General features: G+C 37.9%; 13 protein-coding genes. 10 read left to right on the top strand and 3 right to left on the bottom strand.

Annotated features, from left to right (window positions below; all coding sequences use genetic code 11):
• Window positions 1–2 precede the first annotated feature (2 nt).
• The 6 genes from P2H89_RS18980 (at window position 3) to P2H89_RS18955 (ending at window position 10075) form a co-directional block, all read left to right on the top strand.
• On the top strand, window positions 3–1217 hold the full coding sequence (locus P2H89_RS18980; protein ID WP_275829734.1) for a FecR family protein: 1215 nt from the start codon (window positions 3–5) through the stop codon (window positions 1215–1217).
• Window positions 1218–1227: 10 nt separating this feature from the next.
• On the top strand, window positions 1228–1692 hold the full coding sequence (locus P2H89_RS18975; protein ID WP_275829732.1) for a protein-disulfide reductase DsbD domain-containing protein: 465 nt from the start codon (window positions 1228–1230) through the stop codon (window positions 1690–1692).
• Between the two features lie 475 nt (window positions 1693–2167).
• Window positions 2168–5527 carry a SusC/RagA family TonB-linked outer membrane protein gene (locus P2H89_RS18970; RefSeq protein ID WP_275829730.1) on the top strand — a complete coding sequence of 1120 codons (3360 nt, stop codon included), beginning with the start codon at window positions 2168–2170 and terminating at the stop codon, window positions 5525–5527.
• A gap of 157 nt (window positions 5528–5684) precedes the next feature.
• Window positions 5685–6995, top strand: coding sequence for a RagB/SusD family nutrient uptake outer membrane protein (locus P2H89_RS18965; RefSeq protein ID WP_275829728.1), 1311 nt, complete (start codon window positions 5685–5687; stop codon window positions 6993–6995).
• Window positions 6996–7136: 141 nt separating this feature from the next.
• Complete coding sequence (locus P2H89_RS18960; RefSeq protein ID WP_275829726.1) at window positions 7137–8726, top strand: alpha-L-arabinofuranosidase C-terminal domain-containing protein; 1590 nt, start codon at window positions 7137–7139, stop codon at window positions 8724–8726.
• The gene (locus P2H89_RS18955; RefSeq protein ID WP_275829725.1) at window positions 8723–10075 is read left to right on the top strand and encodes a thioredoxin-like domain-containing protein; all 1353 of its coding nucleotides are present in this window, start codon (window positions 8723–8725) and stop codon (window positions 10073–10075) included. Before P2H89_RS18960 ends, P2H89_RS18955 begins: the two co-directional genes overlap by 4 nt.
• A gap of 396 nt (window positions 10076–10471) precedes the next feature.
• Here the strand turns inward: P2H89_RS18955 and P2H89_RS18950 are convergent, their stop codons facing one another.
• The 3 genes from P2H89_RS18950 to P2H89_RS18940 all read right to left on the bottom strand — a co-directional run bounded on the left by P2H89_RS18950 (window position 10472) and on the right by P2H89_RS18940 (window position 15327).
• Window positions 10472–10753 (bottom strand): hypothetical protein, encoded by a 282-nt coding sequence (locus P2H89_RS18950; RefSeq protein WP_275829723.1) that lies wholly within the window; start codon window positions 10751–10753, stop codon window positions 10472–10474.
• Window positions 10754–11700: 947 nt separating this feature from the next.
• Entirely contained in the window at window positions 11701–12189 is a 489-nt protein-coding gene (locus P2H89_RS18945; RefSeq protein WP_275829721.1) for a thioredoxin-like domain-containing protein, read from the bottom strand.
• Window positions 12190–12201: 12 nt separating this feature from the next.
• Window positions 12202–15327 carry an NAD(P)/FAD-dependent oxidoreductase gene (locus tag P2H89_RS18940; protein ID WP_275829719.1) on the bottom strand — a complete coding sequence of 1042 codons (3126 nt, stop codon included), beginning with the start codon at window positions 15325–15327 and terminating at the stop codon, window positions 12202–12204.
• A gap of 635 nt (window positions 15328–15962) precedes the next feature.
• Here P2H89_RS18940 and P2H89_RS18935 point away from each other — a divergent pair.
• The 4 genes from P2H89_RS18935 to P2H89_RS18920 all read left to right on the top strand — a co-directional run bounded on the left by P2H89_RS18935 (window position 15963) and on the right by P2H89_RS18920 (window position 20150).
• Entirely contained in the window at window positions 15963–16589 is a 627-nt protein-coding gene (locus tag P2H89_RS18935; protein ID WP_275829717.1) for a hypothetical protein, read from the top strand.
• A gap of 213 nt (window positions 16590–16802) precedes the next feature.
• On the top strand, window positions 16803–17387 hold the full coding sequence (locus P2H89_RS18930) for a sigma-70 family RNA polymerase sigma factor (protein ID WP_275829715.1): 585 nt from the start codon (window positions 16803–16805) through the stop codon (window positions 17385–17387).
• 138 nt (window positions 17388–17525) lie between these two features.
• Window positions 17526–18776 carry a FecR family protein gene (locus P2H89_RS18925; protein ID WP_275829713.1) on the top strand — a complete coding sequence of 417 codons (1251 nt, stop codon included), beginning with the start codon at window positions 17526–17528 and terminating at the stop codon, window positions 18774–18776.
• Between the two features lie 957 nt (window positions 18777–19733).
• Window positions 19734–20150 (top strand): hypothetical protein, encoded by a 417-nt coding sequence (locus P2H89_RS18920; protein ID WP_275829711.1) that lies wholly within the window; start codon window positions 19734–19736, stop codon window positions 20148–20150.
• Window positions 20151–20220 lie beyond the last annotated feature (70 nt).

Here is a 20220-nt window from a genome sequence, read left to right as displayed (position 1 = left end):
CAATGTTTAACAAGGCGAACCAAATCAGTGAGCTTATTATTAAGTTCACTAAAGGAGAATTATCTGCTATTGAACAGGAAGAACTCGAAAAATTCATTCAACATTCACCTCAGAATGCAGAATTATTCAGAGAGTTAACTACCAACGAAGGCATTGAATCACTTTTGCAACTTTCAGCAAGAGCAAAGGCAATACAAGCCGCCACACCATCTCCAATTTCAAATTCCAAGGTCGTCCACATAAGAAGACAAAAATCGAACAGACTTTTTTACTATGTCGCAGCCGCTGCTGCAGTTATAATCATCATAACAACGGCAGTCTATATTAATTTACAAAATGAAAGCGCCGATAAAAGCATTGTGACTGCTGAACCTGGACTTCCCACTCCTTCACCAGGCCGCGCAAAAGCCATACTTAGGCTGGCTGACAATTCTATCATCGATTTAGACAGCGCAATTACTGGAATTATTGCACGTCAGGGAAACAGTGCAATTAGTAAATCGTCGGAAGGATCGCTACAATACTCACGATTACAAGGCACATTAAACTCGGATACTAATATACTTGAAACTCCTGTTGGAGGATATTATCAAATTAAATTGGAAGATGGTACTCTTGTCTGGATAAATGCTGCCTCAAAACTCCGTTACCCTACTGCGTTTACCGGCTCCGAACGAAGGGTACATTTAACCGGGGAAGCATATTTTCAGGTCGCCAAAGATTCAAAGCGACCTTTCTACGTTAACATTGATGACAAAGTTCAGGTTCAAGTTCTCGGAACACATTTCAACATCAATGGATATTACGATGAAGGAGAGATTAAAACCACTCTGCTGGAAGGAAGTGTAAAAGTATCAATTCAAAATCCTGATCAAAAGGAGTCTAAAACCTCTTTAGTACTCCAACCAGGTCAACAGGCCAAATATGATGAAATTCAGAATCACGGTCAGCTTTCAGTAGTCAAAGGTGCCGACTTAGACGGAGTAATTAGTTGGAAAGAGGGTTATTTCTCCTTTGAAAATACACCGATTACGACAGTAATGAAAGAACTCAGCAGGTGGTATCCTATTGAAGTTATCTACCCTAATGGGATTCCCAAAACAAAGGTTTCAGCCTATATCAAACGCGATCAACCCGCTCCCACAGTTCTAAAACTATTTGGCATCGCTAGCGACAAATTAAAAATTCAGGGAAACCAAATATTAGTCTACCCATAAACTATATAAAATGAAACGATTCCTGTTAATAATACAAATCTGCTTCGCATTTATCTTACAATCTTCAGCCCAGGATCATCTTGAAGAACCTGTGATCTGGAATTGGGAAGTAACGAAAAAGTCCGACAAAACCTATGAAGTAAAGTTCGTCGCAAATATTTCTAAGTCCTGGCACATTTATTCGCAGAATTTATCAAAAGACGCACCTGCTACACCAACGACATTTTCTTTTCTAAAGAATCCATTGATATTAATTGAGGGCAAACCAAATGAAATTGGTAAAAAGATAATTAAGAATGAACCGGTAATGAACGTTGACATTGCCTACTATGCAAATAAAGTGGAATTTGTTCAGGAAGTAAAGGTTAAAGGCAACGTTAAAACGAATTTAAGAGGTACTATTTCTTTTCAAGCCTGTACAAATACATTTTGCTTACCACCGGATGAGAAAACTTTTGAGCTGGCCTTTCAATAGCTAATACAGAGTCATGAAAAACACTGGGAAATTCAGAGAGCCTCGGAACTCCGTCAACCCGTTTCGGAGGGTAATACTATTTTCTCCGGGGCTTTCTTCTCCCATTTTGAAAGACCACAAAAATTCCATTTGCACATAAAATAAACCAATAAATGATCAAAATTAACCCGCAACCCCAATCAAATCGCCATCACCTGAAAGCTCCAATATCATCGTTCCCGACATTGCTCATTAGACTTTATCCCACGCATCACGTAGGTTCACTACGATTTTCAAAGCGTAGCACAACCTATTAAGCCTTTCCTAAAAGTTGATTAATTTAATCGAGGTCTGGAGCTGCAATCTCGAGTAGTTTCCACCAAAAATAGAAAGCCGGAAGTGTCATCACCACTCCCGGCTGGTATTCCGTTAACGGAATCTATTTTGGGGACCGTCGCGTATTTCGAGCAATGTTCACCCAAAACTTAACAAATTTATGAATTTCCAGACTATTGACTCGGAAGGCTTTTATCAAGCTGGCCGGCCAAAAATCAGTCATCCAATTAGTCGTAAAAACCTATTTCCAGGGAAACAAGTAAAAAAGATTATGAAGCTACTTTCACTCATAATTACCATTTGTTGCCTCCAAGCCAGCGCCATCGGATTAGGGCAAGGTACTATAACCCTGAAAGTATCCAATCAACCTGTATCGGAAGTGTTGAAAATGCTACGAAAGCAGGTAAAAATGCAGTTTGTCGTGGTTGATCCAGAACTCAAAGGGAGTACCCCTGTTACATTGAATTTGACAAACGTCACCATGGAAGAAGCGTTGCAAAAACTTTTTGAGAATCAACCTTATACTTATACAATCACCGACAAAGTGATTGTCATTAAAAAACGACCTACCCAGGATCCAGACCCGGCAAAAGATGGAAAAACAATAAGTGTGACCGGGAAAGTATTAAATGATGAGGGTGAACCAGTCCCCTCTGCCAGCATTAGAATAAAGGGCACAAACGAGGGAACAACAACTAACGAAAATGGTGTATTCTCAATTAAGACAAATGATAACGCGATACTAGTTATAAGTGGGGTTAATATTGAGACCATGGAAACGAGCGTTAATGGTAGAGAAAAACTTACTGTATTCGCAAAAACGCAAGTTAGTCCTCTCGAAGAAGTGGTTTCAAAAGGATATTACAAGGAAAAGAAATTAACAAGTGTAGGTAATGTTTCCAAAGTTTCAGGTGATGAACTTAGAAGACAACCAATCGGTAATCCGCTTATTGGATTACAAGGTCGAGTCCCAGGACTTGAGGTTACTCAAATTTCTGGAGTGCCAGGAAAAGCTCCAACACTAAGGATAAGAGGACGAAATAGTTTACTTAGTGGATTGAACCCACTTTATGTAATAGATGGCGTCCCACAGTATAATGGAGTTAGTAAAGGTAACTCCACCTTAGACAATCAATTTTTGGTTAGTAGTGTAGGCGTTCCGGGCACCCAATTCTACGGCCTTAGTAGCGCTGATATTGAGAGTATCGAAATATTAAAAGATGCAGATGCAACGGCTATTTATGGTAGCAGGGGTGCAAATGGAGTTATTCTGATTACAACCAAAAAGGCAAAAGCTGGTCCTTCAGAATTGCGAACAGACTTTGCCATGTCTTTCGGGATAAGTCAACCATCAAACAGATATGACCTTCTTTTCACAAAAGATTATCTCCAAATGAGAAAAGAAGCATATCAAAATGATCGCATTACAAATATCCCTTCTAATGCTTATGATATCAATGGAACCTGGGACTCATTGAAATATACAGATTGGCAAAAAGAGTTGTTAGGAAGTTCCGCAAAATATTACGACGTACAAGCTTCCATAAGCGGCAATTCTGGAAATATAAATTATCTGTTAGGAATTAATTATCATAAGGAAGAAACTCCCTTCATTGGAACTTTTTCTGATGAAAGAAAATCGCTACACCTGAACCTAAATCATTTAAATCGGGATAAGCGTTTAAGTATGAATTTTTCCCTTCTTTATTCGATAAACAAGAACACTTTGCCATCCAATGATTTAACGGCGGTTGCAATTTCTCTACCCCCTAACGCTCCCAATCTCTACAATGGAGATGGATCGTTAAATTGGGAAAATGGTACCTGGACAAATCCCTTAAGTTATCTATATAGAATCGGCAAAGGAGATAACTCTTTTTTGAACGCAAATTTAGAACTAGGTTATAGAATAATCAAAAACTTAAACATTAAAGTTAACCTGGGGTATAATACAAACAATCTTCATCAGAATAATATTGTTTACAAACAAGCCTATGAACCTGATAATATTTTTGCAGAATCGGAAAACTCCGAAGGATTTTCAACAATATCCAATTTTTCAACAGAACCGATACTTGAATACAAAGCCAAAATTAACCAGATAAATATTCAGGCATTAGTAGGTGCATCATACGCACAACAGGAACATAGCTATAGGGCAGTTCAAGGTATAGGCTTTACTTCCGATGAACTTATTGAAAATGTAACCTCTGCAAGCAAAGTAACGGTTCTAGGAGTTAGAGAAAGCAAATATAAATACGCCGCTACATTCGCTCGACTAAATTTCAATCACTCAAGCAAATACTTAGTCAATCTAACCGCTAGAAGAGATGGGAGCAGCAGATTTGGGCCCAACCGAAGGTATTCAAACTTTTACTCATTAGGTGCAGGTTGGGTATTTACCAATGAAGAATTTCTAAAAAATGCGTTTCCGGTGTTAAGTTATGGAAAACTTCGAGGAAGTTACGGAACAACAGGTAATGATCAAATTGGCGACTACCAATATTTGGAAACGTATAGCACTAATATAAACAATGCTAATACCTATTATGGAATGGTTGCTATGAGTCCTTCCAGGCTTGTGAACCCTGTATTTAGTTGGGAAAAAGTACAAAAGACAGAAGGTGGACTAGAGCTAGGATTATTAAATGATAAACTAATGCTCAGCTTTAGTTACTTCTACAATAAATCATCAAATCAACTTCTAAGTTACAAACTGCCGATCACAACAGGTTTCACTTCTGTTATAAGTAATATACCTGCTGAAATAGTAAATAGAGGCTTAGAAATTGAAACAACAATCGAGATACTAAAAAATAAAGCTCTTTCGTGGAAGTTGACAGGAAACATCACATTTCTAAAGAATGAATTGACAAAATATGATGATCTACCAAACTCGCCGTACGCTTCAGAATATGTTGTTGGGGAACCATTATCAATACTAAAACGATATGAATTTAATGGAGTAAATCGATCCACTGGCCTTTATCAATTTAAAGACCTCAATAACGATGGTCGAATTTCTTCTTTGGACAGGCTATACTTAGTGGATCCTAGTAGAGACTTATATGGCGGAATCTCGAACACATTGAATTATAAAAGATTCTCTTTGCTGTTTACGTTTCAGTTCGTCCATCAGCCTAAAGGAATTAAATTCAATACTAATTTTGCTGTACCTGGTTCAATGTTTAATCAACCGTCAGTTGTTATGGAGAGATGGCGAAAAGAAGGGGATTCAACAACAATTCAAAAGTTCACAACAAGCGGTGCTGCATATAACAGATACATTTTAAGTAACGCCGGATATGAAAATGCCTCATTTATAAGGCTTAAAACTTTGGTCCTTTCATATGATATAATAAAACCTACTCAACGCCCCAGAACTCTGTCTCAATTAACAATCCAATTCCAAGCACAAAACCTATTTACAATAACAGGGTATAATGGCCTTGATCCAGAAAATCAAGGATTATTTCCGCCATTGAAGACCTATGTCTTCGCTTTGAAAGCAGGTTTTTGACCTTAAGTATAAGACAAAACAAGAATGCTAAAACTTAATACAATTTCAAATGAGAATAGATATTACGCTTCGAAAGCTACTTTCGAAGCACAAACATACATGCCTTACACTTACCTTATTAAGCATATCATTGATATCTTGTGAGAAACTAGTTAACGTGCCTCCTCCTAACAATGAACTTGTGACGGAATCAATGTTTGCAAGTAATAGCACTGCAAATTCGGCGGCGCTAGGGCTTTATCAAAAAGTGTCAGACCTGAACATTTCATACGACCTCACAAGAATACTTGGACTCTACAGTGACGAACTACTTCTTTACAACCAATCTACAAATGACATAGATTTATACAGAAATGATCTTCAACCTGACAATCCGTATGCTTATTCTATGTGGAATTCGCTTTATCAAATGAGTTATCACGCCAATAGTCTAATTAACGGGATCAAAAACAGCGAAAGCTTAAATGCCAACCTAAAGAATCAAATCATTGGCGAATCGCTATTCTTTCGCGGCCTTTGCCATTTTTGGCTATTCTCTCTTTATGGAGAAATTCCACTTCAAATTTCCACTGATTATACTGTAAATGCGAAATTAAATAGGAGCGATTCCTCCTCAGTCATTTCTAATATTATTCAAGATTTATTAGAATCTGAAAAGCTCGTAAATGAATCTTATGTTGGCAAAGATGGCCTAACTACTACCAATGAAAAAGGCAGAGTTAATAAGATAGTAGTGAAATCATTGTTATCGAAAGTGTACCTTCAGATCGGTAACTATGAAAAAGCAGTTGAATATTCAACGCAAGTAATTAATTCAGGTTTGTTTTCAACAACATCAGAATTGACTACATTCTTTCTTAAGAATAGCAATGAAGCTATTTTTCAAATAACAATTGAGCCAAATAACACCACAGATGCTATAAATTTCGTTTTAACCACAACTCCAACAGATGTATCACTTGACACCTCTTTTGTCAAAACGTTTTCACCAGAGGATCAAAGAGTTCAAAGCTGGGTTGGATCTCTTGATGTAGATGATAATCGGTATTATTTTCCATACAAATATAAAAATGCGTCAGTAACGGACCCCAGCACAGAATACTTAACACTTCTTAGGATTAGTGAGCAATATCTAATCAGAGCGGAGGCGCTAGCAAAAAACAATAAGTTGGAAGACGCTAAGATTGATTTAAACAAAATTAGAAATAGAAGTGGATTACCAAATACCGCCGCAGTAACACAAGAAACTCTAGTTGATTCCATTTATCAGGAAGTTAAATGGGAAACATTTGGTGAATGGATGAATGGATGGCTTGCACTCAAAAGATACTCCAAATTCGACGCTCACATGAGCGAAATTTCAGCAATGAAGGGTGGACAATGGCAACCATATAAACGAGTATTCCCAGTTCCACAGCGAGAAATCGACGCAAATCGCAATTTGCTGCCTCAGAACAAGGAGTATTAATCCGGAAAGTCTCAGTCCATCTGCTTATAGGGTTGCAAGATTCTAGTGAATTATACCTCCGCATATTGCCAATAATCCAATCATGACAGCGTAATCGTCCGTTGCGACTATTATTGCTCAAACTATTTATCGCTGAATACAATGAAAAATCTGTTGTTCTTTTTTTCTTTATTCATGTCTTCGATAGCTGGACGTGCACAACATCCCATCGTCATAAATATGATGGACACAAGTAAAGTGGTCATAAGTAAGCATATCTACGGACACTTTGCCGAACACCTGGGTAGGTGTGTATACGATGGACTGTTGAGGAATGGAACACCCCGGAAAGATATGATTGCGGCTCTAAGAAAAATTAGAATACCTAATCTCCGATGGCCGGGAGGCTGTTTCGCTGACGAATATCATTGGCGTAACGGCATTGGGCCTCAAGATAAGCGCCCGAAAACAGTAAATACAACATGGGGAATGGTAGTGGAGGATAATAGTTTCGGAACCCATGAGTTCTTGGATCTGTGCGAACAAATAGGTGCTGAACCATATCTGGCCGGAAATATGGGCAGTGGTACACCCCAGGAAATGGCAGACTGGATCGAGTACATGAATTATGGGGGCATAAGTACGCTAACAAATTTACGCAGCCGTAATGGTCATCCAAATCAATATGGCGTAAGCTGGTGGGGCGTAGGGAATGAAAGCTGGGGCTGCGGCGGGGATATGACCCCCGAACACTATTCGAATCTGTATAAGCAATATGCTAATTTTTGTAAAAGCTATCCGGGTGTCCCTCGTCTTAAAAAAATAGTTTCCGGCGCAAATGCTGACGATTATCGGTGGACAGAGGTAGTCATGAAAAACATCCCGATTCACCTGATGTGGGGGCTGTCTTTGCATTACTATACTTGGCTTACAGGAAACTGGCCACCTACGGGTGGATCTACTAATTTTCCAAAGTCTGAATACACTACAGCAATGCGCCAGGCCTGGCGTATGGATGAAATAGTGACCAAACACAGCGCAATTATGGATCAGTACGACCCCCTGAAAAACATCGCTTTAGTGGTCGATGAATGGGGAATTTGGGTGAAGCAGGAACCGGATCAGGGATTACTCTATCAGCAGAATTCCCTCCGCGACGCTCTTCTTGCTGCCCTTACATTGAATATTTTTAACAATCACGCTGACCGTGTCCGTGGTGCCAACCTTGCTCAGGTAGCGAATGTTATTCATTCAATAGTCCTGACAAGCGGTGATAGCATGCTATTGACTCCAACTTATCACGTATTTGACTTATATAAAGTCCATCAGGACAGCCGACATATACTAGTTAAATATACTTCCCCATCCTACGTCCATGAAAAGGATACGATTGCATGTCTCAGTGTTTCTGCCTCCCGGGATAGTATTGGTCATATCCATGTTTCCCTTGTAAATATGGATGTGGAGAAATCATTAGATGTCTCAATACCCATATCAGGCCGAACAATATCCGGACAGATAATAACCTCCCCAAAAGTTACCGATCATAATACATTTGGCGATCCGGATAAGGTGGTTATTAAACCTTTCAATGGATTTTTAAAACAGGAAAAGACGGTTCAGGTCCTCCTTCCGCCGAAATCCATTGTCGTCCTGGAAGCAAGAGATGGAGTAGTACTTACATCGAATTCAATCGCCCCTGAATCAAATTCCACACAAATAAATAAAGCAGTAATAAAAAATAAGCAATGAAAGCACACCTTAATAAAATAATCGCATCCATCATATTTTTCCTGGCAATCAGTGAAATTGCCTTCTCCCAAAGTTTACCAGATGGTAGGAAGTATTTACAAATAGGTGATACCATGCCAGACTACACGTTTACAAACGTGAAAGATTATGCACAGTCAAACGTAAAAGTAACAGACTTTAAAGGGAAGTGGCTTGTACTAGATTTATGGAATAAGGGATGTTTGAGTTGTATCGAAAGTTTTCCGCATGTGGAATCATTACGTCAACAATTAGCAAACAAGGTACAGATTCTAATGGTTGGTCTTATGGACAAAGACCGTGGAATAGAAAGAATATATAATGAACACAAAAAATACTACAATTTAGAAATAGCGCACACCTTTGACTCAGCTTTTTTTAAGAAGTATAATATCAGAAACGGTCCTTACATAATTATAATTTCACCTGATGGAGTTATTAAAGGAATTACCGTTGGTTATACGGCTTCTGACATGGAAATGTTCCTGTCAGGTAAAACTCCAGCTCTTAATCCTGCATATAGCAAAATAGAGCGACTTAAAGCCATTGCGTCATATAAAAAGACCGATCTCTTTCTAACAAACAATAATGGTGGTACCGATACAGCATTTCTATTTCGGTCGTTGCTATCTAAGTGGAATAGGAATATGGCAGTAGATGTCAATTCTCTGAATATGCCTAGTGAATGCGGACCTGGCTGCTTTCAAGTATTGGGCGTTTCACTAGAATGGCTTTGTAAATTAGCATACCTAGGCGTATTCACCTGGGACCTTCCCGGAGACAGGGACGGATCAGATAAAGAAGTTTTATACGGAACATTTTGGCCAACACTAATCGTAAAAGAAAAGCAAAAGCGGCTTTTCTATGTTAATACAACAACTGATGAAGGAATATACTGTTATAGCTTAAAGACACCCGGCAACCAATCAAGTATTGCTAAAATACAATCGATAATGAGGAACGATTTAGCCAATTATTTCGGCATCAAAGCTAAGGTAATTCACAAAAGATTTCCTTACTGGAAAATTAGTGTAAACCGAAAAGCTCTTTCAAACCCCAATGACTCAATACAAGATGTCAGGGAACACAACTTAGCACAATTCTCAATTTCAAATTCAGAAATAATAAATCTCCAGAACTATCTCGCAAGTCACTTCCGCTCAGAAGACCGGATTTTTATTGTCGACAAAAAAGATGTCGACAAAAAGATATCCTTAAATTTCCAAGGAAAGCTCAATGAATTTGAGGTCTTTCGATCTTTGTTAAAAGAAAATGGAATCACCTTAAAATTGAAGAAAAAGAAAATGCGAGCTCTCGTTATAAAAGATTAAACAAATCACCCTTTTTAAACTAAGGCCAAATATTTTTAAACAAAGGGGTATTACAAGTAGTTGCATTTGTTCTCCCTAAATATATCCTCTTACTATCAGGGGTAGTACAGATAGGATTAGTCGAAACACCCGAGCAATCTGTTTCTTCCTCAACAAGTACACATTGGGAAGGGGATGCGCCCGAAGCGGGAATCAGAAAATAATAATAGTCTTGATATATATTATCGGCTTTAAAGGCTGAAAATCCAGCAATAATAACGCACAACAAAGTTATACCAAGGAAAAACGTAAACTGTTTCATAGTTAACTTTTATAATTTCAGTTATTCTTATGATTCTTGTTTTTTTCAATAGTTAAGACAAGCGGCTCTAAGATTTAGAGCCGCTTGTAATCCTACTAAGGATTAGTTGCTTTGAACAAAGGAGTGTTACACGCGGTAGCGCTTGTCCTGGCTTGATAAATCCTTTTGGAGTTGGGAGTTTCGCAAATAGGATTGGTAGTAATTAAGCCGCAATCTGTTTCTTGCTCGACAAGTACGCATTGTGCAGCTGTTCCACCGGAAGCAGGAACGAAGTAATAATAATAGTCAAGAGCAGTTTTTTCAGCTTTGAAAGCTGAGAATCCGGCAATTGCAACGCAAAGCAAAGTTGCGCCCAGGAACATTTTAAAACGTTTCATAAACAAGGCTGCTTTTTAAGGAAAAGCAATAAACTTTGATTTTGACTGCCTACTTTTTTTGTTGGTGGTTTTCGGCTATGACCACATTGTACGTACAAACGACTTTAGATATTATGAAGGAATATATACAGCAAAGCCATTACTCTATACAGTCTAATCATGGCATTCTCAAATTCAAAGGTTTTAAACATAGGCTAGAATTTTCGCCACTTCGTAGGGCATAAACCCGTCTGCCACTCGGTGTTATGCAAATTGGATCACCGGGAGAATAGAGACAATCAGTTTCCAACTCCACAAAAACACATTGGGCCGGAATTGAACTATGAGACGGTTCCAGGAAGTAGTAGTATTCAAATACCAGCACTTTCGACCTCGCGGCCAATGTACATACGAGAATTAAAGTTCCTGCAGTGGTAATAATAAAAGCTTTAAACTTTTTCATCGTAAACAATTTAAGTTATCATTCGCCTTCCGCGAAAGCTCCACAATGATATTAATGATAATATCAAAAAACCAGCATTAAAGTAGACGTGCTGTGTCCACGTCATTAGCCTTATAATACCACCACAGTTACATGGAAGCCTTTCCTTAGTTTGCAGCAGAATGATAATGTACGCAAGGAATACTGCCATTAAAACCGTAGCAAGTTGTAACCCCAACTTTCGATACTTTGGAATTACCATTAAGACTGAAATCAATATTTCCGAAACAGGTACAGCATAGGAAATGAACCCAGCAATCCATTCTTGCCTGAAAACATCAAATAAGCTGTTATAAAAAAGCCGATTATTGATAAAAAGCTTGTCAAAAGCCGTATATATATACAATCCAAAATATAATCCACACACAATATCAATAAACATCTCTTTGCTGGACAATCGGCGGCCAGGAATATTTATTCTAACAGTGTTCATAGAACCATTAATTATTGGTTGTTATATTCTTTTTTAAATATCCTTAAGGAATGAAAGTAACATGCTAGCCGAAACTTCGCCTCCATGCACAACCTTTAGTTTCTTTTTCTTGTCATACAATACGAAATAAGGAGTTGCTGTTGGCTTATAAAGCTTAAGGAAACTATACTGGTAATCCCATCCTAAATGAAAATTTGGATAATTATCTGTTTTGTAATATTCCCTAAATACACGAAGTCTTTCAAGCGGATCATGGGTAATAAAGTAAAAGTTTACATTCTTCAACGAATCCATATTCCTGATCCAGTCAGCAGTTTCACTTTGACAATGATCACAATCAGGACTAAAGTACACGAGTGCCACAGGTTTACCTCCGGGAATATCCCTCGTGTTGAATTTGGTTGCACTATCTATTTGCAACACTTCAAATTCAGCGATGGTCGGTCTTTTATCCCTTTCGGCACATGATACTATACCAGCAATCCATACAAGAATATAAATACTACATATTGAACTGTTCATTACTTAAAACTTTTATGCTGCTGTCGGCATTTTGTTATCTTCCTTAGACTTCTTTTCTTCTACACTAACTTCGTTAGCCGCCTGGTAGATCCTCTCGAATAATATTGCTCCAAAGCTTAACAAAAGGACCATCGAAAACAATTGGTAACGTAATACGATCGGTGCCGCAATCAGACTAAAACCAAAACTTACAAACCAGGTTAACAACGCCAAGCAAATTATCCGATTTTCCACTCTGTTGCACCGCTTAAAAACAGGAAATAACCCCGTCCCGATTAACATAAACAAGAAAAAAGAATTAATACCAGCCATAATCATAGGGTAAGCAAATACAGGCCTAATCTCCTTGTTACCAGATTTCAAAACAGGTGATTTAAAATGAAACCATTGTTGAATCTGTCGATCTACAGAGTCGCTTTTCAGGTTATAGGTCCCCAGAAATTCAGGAGGCGGAGATCCATACCACTTCAAGTTTTGCCATAAAAAGTTTTTAGCATAGTCTATTGGATGTTTAGTAATTAAGTATTTGGCGTAGTCTGCATACAATCCGCTCACCGATGCCCACATTTTGAAATAAGGTGTGATTGTATCACCCTTGTACTTCTCAAATAGATATTGCTTTAACGGGCTGCCGTCCACCCACATATAGTATAAAGCGACAGATGAATCTGGTCTTACCTTGAGCTTGCTTATCGAATCAATATGCTTAGTAACCATTTGGTGAAGCCTGGTAAATGGTTCAGGAGCTGGTGATTCTTTACTCATATCCATTGTTCTATACATAATCATCGCATTATTCGCCATGATCCATCCACTGAAGGCCGAGAATGTTTTCTCTCCAGTAATTGTTTTATAGGATGTCATTGTACTGTTAACAAACATTGCAATGAAAAGACCCGCTAAACCTAGACTAGCTATTTTTACCCGCCAATCATACCTGGCACACAAAAAAACTGCAATAGTTATAATTGGATAGTAGAGGGCATTATATCGAATAGTAAATAAGACAAAAAGTAGTATGCCGTGCGTAATTATTAACGTTCGATTTGGCTTGTATAACACCCAAATCAATTGGGTAAACCAGACCAGTGAAAATCCAGTAAATATAGCATCGCTCAACACATAATTGCTAATACTAAGCAGAGCAGGGTTTACACAGAAAAATAACAACATCAGCCATTGTATCGGTTTTCCAGGCTTTAGCAAAAACAAAACTGTAAAATAGAAATAGAGCAGTGAAGATTGAAGAATCAGGTATTGAATGGACACCAATACTAAATCCGAATGGCTGAATATATTTATCAATCGTAAAAACTTAGCGTATCCAATCGGCCAGATATTAATGTCATAGTTGCGAACCGCGGTATCCAAGTATACAAAGGAATCAAACATAAAATTGGCAAAAGGATAGAACCATTTGAAGACAGCAAATTGCAAGATGGAAAGCACAACAAAAATCCAGAAAAGCTTCTTTTGCTTCACAAACATATATTCTTTGAATGATTCCCGAGCAATCGCTATTGACTCAGGTGCAGTTCCATCTAATCCTCCCTGGCTGGACTTTTCCTCGTGATATTCCTGCTCCGTATTTATCTCCCAAAGATTGGCTTTGCTTGTAACGCCTTCGCAAATATTATCAACAGCTACCATTGCAGTCAACATACTATGGTCTGTATTGTTGTACTTGTGCATACCGTTTCTGCCGACCAGGAACAGGTTTGGGAAATCATTCAAATAATTTTGAATCACCTCAAAACGATCATATGTACCAAAATAAGCCGGGTAAGTTTTTTCCATCCGGTTGACGGTGCTGTCCAACACATCCTCAACAGTAATCAAGTTCATCTGAATTAATTCCTGTATAGCCAACTTTTTAATTTCTTCATCTGTCATATTCCAAATGGGATCTCCTTTTGTACAAAAGTATTCGAGCCCTAACCATACCGTATCAGGATCGGCTACCATGTAAGGGCCCCAGTTGTTATAGACCTGCATCCTTGCAACTTTAACATCCCTCTCCTGGATGTAGATCCAACTGTCCTTGGGAGTCTCTATGGTCATTTTCTTGACCAGTACCCCGGCATATACAAAATCCCTATAAATAAGCCCTTCAGCTACGTCTTTCACCTCTGCAGGTATTTCCCCTTCCATCCCGGCGATCAATTCCTTTATAGGCATGGTACTAAAAAAGTAATCACCTTCCAGCATTTCATGCTTTCCTGTAATACTATTATATGCAGTAATTCCAGTGACTTTATTGCCAGCAGTATGAATCTTTGTCACCTCATAATTTGAAACAACATTTCCTCCAAGGATCTCGACCTGTCTTGCAACTTCTTCCCACATTGCACCAGCTCCGGTAGCAGGATATAAGAATTGCTCAATCAGACTTGTTTCAGTGTTCTTTTGGTTAATATCCTGGCTTCCTTTCCTCTTTCCCTTTGTCAATGCCTTAGCAGCATGCAGTACTGCTTTGCTAAGTGAAACTCCTTTTACACGTTGCGCTCCCCAATCCGCGGATATATTTTTGCAATCAATTCCCCATACTTTCTCAGTATAATCTTTAAAAAAGATTCGATATAAAACATTTCCAAACTTATTGATCATGAAATCTTCAAGGCTATTTTGTGGTTTTTTCGGAAATAGCCTGGCATATAAGTATGAAAAGATTATTTTGATAGTCGTCCAAATTCCTAATTGTCCTAGGGTAGCAATTGACAATTGAATCGGATACATAAAGAACTGACGAAGGAAATATATGCGTGTGAGTCGTTGTATTACGATCATGGATTTCGCTGGAGGTAACCCATTTCCAGTTTCATCTTCTGCTGTAGTCAGAAATTCTCCCGTATCTATAACTCTAGACTTATTCTGATAACTAATTGTAAGCTTTTTGTCATTCGATGTGTGCAGCGGCATAATATTCGTCCACCAGTTCATTACCCTATCACTCTTAGAAAAGAATCGGTGCGGACCGAAGTCCATTTTATTGCCTTTATAGTTAACTGTCTTAGAAATCCCACCTACCTGCTTATCTTTCTCTAATACAATCGGCTTTACGTCTGTACGTTTGAGTAATTCATATGCGGCAGTTAGTCCAGCCGGCCCGGCACCAATAATGATCGCTTTTTTTTGCATCGGAACAAGGTTTAATGGAATGGTACGAAATGAGAACGGTCAAAAATCCGGGTGCCAATACAAAGTCTCAAATGCAATGGAAATATGTCATGGTATTAACACCCCGGATTAAGTATGTCGATTACTACACGAACTCTAGTGTTTTAAAAACAACCATGCAGCAAGAGCTGCCTGGTTGTCATTAAACATTGCTGCATAACACGAGCCTTTACCATGTTATATTATGAAAAAAGTAAACTTTAAATCTAACACAGCATTACACAATGCCTTTTTAAAAAATAAATCTTCAGGAATTCAATGCTATCGTTTAGGGGAGTGCTTTCTGTTACGATAACTAAGGTACATCCGAAAAACATTGAGTTCAGTAATTTGTAAAAGTTTCAAAAATAAATACAGTTTGCATTACAATAACTATATCATATACCTGTAGTTGCAATAATATTTACTTCGAAGATTAATGAAAGCAAAAGGACATATCAGAAAAAAGACAATCTAAGTATGATAAAAAACGAGAAGAACCGTTCGCATCAAAGCACTTTTTATTTTCTCGGGAAAATATCGATATTAGCGTTGCTGCAATTCGCTACTAAACCTATTCCTTTTTCTAATCCATTCACACATTAAACTTAGCATTAATGCAAATAACTGATAGAAATACAGCTATTCGCTTACTTATACCTTCAAATCACCTGGCGTTTTCTATTGACGGAACCGACTTAGAACTATCTAAACTCAAACCCCACCTTCAGGATACATTAAACAATCTTAGAAGTGACTTCAGGAGCAAAATTCAATTTCTTACCAATCCACTATTTGACAATTTTCTGAGCACTTCAAAAAATGGATGTACCCCTAGAGAAGAGGATTACGAAATAAACCAAAGCGGTACTTTTATACGGTCCTCTGGAAAAGGACAAACAACAACAATCTTCTACCAGGTTCAACTTTCAGGATGCAAAAAGAAATCAGATTTCAACGGCACGCTTATTATCCTGAATACATTATCGTCACTTTCTCAACCCTTCCTAATATTCTTCTGCATTGTTGAGAATAATAAAATAAACTCCTATTTGACGAGCGATGCAATTAGAAAAGGCATTCAGCCGAAAAGTTTTACTTCAAATGTCTCAGACCTGTTATTATACCTTAATCATACTTCATTTGAAACAAAAGTAGTTCCGGGCGCCAGTACATTGAATCATGGGGGAATTACTTACCATAATAAAACAATTTTACCAGTTGAGTTTTTATTTAATGCATAGTTGATTGAACAACTTTGCCTTTAAGATAGGGGGAAGCATTTATATGGCATTATCCAGTATAACCGATACGTTGGCCCTAACGGTAATAATTACCGCGCGTAGAACTACTTGGATACAAATGAAATAAATCCTTACATTGCGACAAGATTCCCCCAGTTTTCTTGACCTGTTATAGTTAACCTAACGCCTTTTTATTAACTAAAGTCAACGTTTATGGCAGAGCCTTGGAGTGCTAATCCACAAACGGAGGAGGATTTTATTGCCAGGTTAAAAGCAGGAGATGAGGATGCATTTAAAAGCATTTATACGCATTTTTCAAGCCAGCTCTACCTGTTCGCATACAAACAAATCTCTGATAGCCAGGAGTCTGAAGATATTGTAAGCAAAGCATTTATTAGCTTGCATGGAAATATTCAGAAATATTCTACTGTATTGCACATTCGCAACTCTCTTTATGTTTCGGTGAGTAATATGTGTTCGTCATTTCGTCGAAACAGACTCGTTCGTAAAAGAAAACTTCGGTCGATGTATTCCGGCGAAGTGCAGTCCCCTATCCTGACAGAAATTATTTATAATGAATTCATTAATGAACTTTACCAACTAGTAAAAAAGCTTCCTGAAGATCAAAAATCCATTATTGAAAAACTTGTAACCGAAGGAAAAAGTGTTACCGAAATTGCCAACGAGTTGCAAATTTCCGTAAATAACGTACGAGTGAAACATCATCGCGCATTGCTTTTCTTAAGAGCCCTCGCAGTAGTCCAAAAAATAAAATCCGGCATTACAATCATAATCTAGCTCATTTTCAACACATTACAAAACAAAAGAAATAAATACCGTACAGCTATAAAAAAAAGTTGTCATTTCTTGTAATGAAATGGAGATTCAGGATAAATAATAACAACAGTATTAATATCTCACGATCACAAATCCAACATGGAGAAAAGTGAACGGATAGAATGGTTATTTTTAAAAGCTCAATCAGAGGATCTTACCGAGGAAGAAATGGGGGTTTTGGCAAATTGGGTACAAGAAGATCCCAGGAATTTGGATTTCATTAATAGGATCACCGAGCAGCCTATTAAACATGATTTCGAAATTCTATCATCCTACAATCAGGATGCCGGTTGGGACGATTTAAAAAAAAGTATTAGTGCTCCTGGCACCGCGCATTCGCGTAAATACCAATGGTATTTCCTTCGGATAGCATTAGCGGCAATATTTATTGGGGCCGTTTGCTCGCTCATCTGGATACAAGTATGGTACAGCAAGGAAAAGAGCATTGAGGCAAACACTTTATTTAATCTTGACACTGTTTCAACAAGTAATGAATCAATTTTGATATTAAGTGATGGTTCTATATTGAAACTGGATAGTTTAAAACCAAATCAAAGTGTCCGACAGGCAGGAGTTGTTGTCACGAAAATAAACACGCGGGAATTAAATGTCAGAAACGATAATAATACAGTCAATGAGACCTTTAATCTCCTTAAGACCGCAAATGTAGCGAGCTGGAAGATTCACCTGCCGGATGGTTCAATAGCGTGGTTAAATGAGGGATCAGTTCTGAGATTTCCTGTCCAATTCAAAACAAATAGAGTTCTACATCTATTTGGCGAAGGGTTCTTTGATGTCAAAGAAATTAAGGTTAATACTGGAGTTGTTCCATTTAGCATTACACTTCCAGATAATTCACAAATACAGGTAATGGGAACGAGGTTTAATGTGAAAGCATATGACAAAGAAAGGACTATGACAGCATTGGTTTCAGGAACAGTTGTGGTTAACTATAAAAATAAACGGGCAATTCTGAAACCTGGTCAGGCATGTGTTAAAGACACGACAGCTTTTCAAGTTAAAAAAGTAGATACGAATATTGTCACAAAATGGATGGATGCCTATAGATGTTCTCCTTGTAATTTTCGGCAACTGCTTTTAGGCATTCAAGAAAAGTACGAAGTGAATATTTATGTCGAGCCCGGTTTGGAAAATATCACATTTGCATTACAAGGAAATATTATGGGTGACATGCCCTTGGAAGTTTTCCTTAAACACCTGGAAAGCTATCTTTTAGAAGACGAGGTACAATTCGATCTAAAAGGTAATCTTGTTACCGTAGCCAGAATACGAAAACAAAAGAAAGGGAATGCAAATCACAGTATTAAAGATTCTTTAAATAAACAGTAATTAAATGACCCGCAGGGTGTATCTACACCCTGCTTTTTTGGGCCAAATACATTACTATAAAATATATGTGAAAACTGAATTTACCTTAGCTCATGAAAGAAAATAAAACCAAAAGAGATCCGACTCACAACAATATTCATCTTTCTAAAGCGAGCAATGAATCAATGGAGGATGGAACAAGGTACTTGCCATGACTTTGATTTACTGCGAACGTACCGAGACCCAAGGGGAATCGGACTCGGCCAAACGTTGGGTCGTCATTTTCATCAACAGTACCTTCTATTTCCCACTAATCAAATTCGGACGGAATGTTTCTACATTCTGTTTCACAGGTAATCTTTTACTGACAATCCATTCTGGTTAAGAGGTAAACGGGATCGCGCGGCCCGTCGATGAATTAGTTAGAATTAGTGAACCTCATGACTTCTCTGGTTATAACTAATCATCCAGCTAATATCTCCAGTTCGGGGATTTAGTGCGCCTGTATTGTGGTCGTAACGGGCACACAGTATAATGTTGTACTAAATATCCATGAATAGATTAAAGCAAGTGACTTCTTTTTCAGTAATGTTTGTACAGCAATTGCCAGCCTGGGTGTTTCTACGGTTATCACGTATTAAAGCGGCCGGGGAGTATGTTTACTCTCCGGCTTTGTCAAACCTCAAAAAGATTGCCCTTAGGGCACCGAACAAACTAATTCTGTCTAGCTGATAAATAGCATATGACAGGACATTTACATGATTTTCGCGAGATCTTCATTAAATGGAAAAAAAACTGAATGGAAATGGAATGCCATCCAGTACGGAACTGTTGTCTAACAGATCCAAGCCTTGAACAGTAAAACACAACCGGGGAGCTAAAACAAAAGTGATAGATAACACTCTCCGGTTGTTTTTACTTTCCAACTGTTTTTAAATTGTATCTCAAAACAATCAGTTCCGACAAATAAACCTACTTATGAGAAATATTTTAACACTAATCCTTACACTTCTTGGGCTCTCTTGTAGCAAGAATTCAACCATAAGAGAAAATCCGGTTCCGGGGCAATCAACTAATATTCCGCAGGTATTACAAGATAAAGCAGACGATTATGCTTACTATAAATGGTCCGGAAATGCTGATGCAACACAAGACACAGTGTTCTTCAACTATACTGAGTCAAATATACAAGCTGATAGTACAGTATATCGACGAGAGGTATTGGATAAATATGCCACCGATGCCTTTAGATACGTTTTCAGCTCGGAAAAAGATAAGCCTAAGACCTGGGAGAATTTGTGGTATTTCTTTAATGTTCAATTCTTTTCCGACAGCCAGGACACAGTGATAATATTCAAATATCCATTAAAAGATAACTCAATGTTTTTCTTTTAATAATTTATCTACACCCAACCAATCTCCAGAAACAGAATAATCGGATAAAAAACCGAAATGATAGTTACTG

Source organism: Paraflavitalea sp. CAU 1676 (assembly GCF_029223285.1).
GTDB lineage: Bacteria > Bacteroidota > Bacteroidia > Chitinophagales > Chitinophagaceae > Paraflavitalea.
Note: the sequence above shows the minus strand (reverse complement) of the source record. Positions and strands in the feature narration are given on the sequence as shown.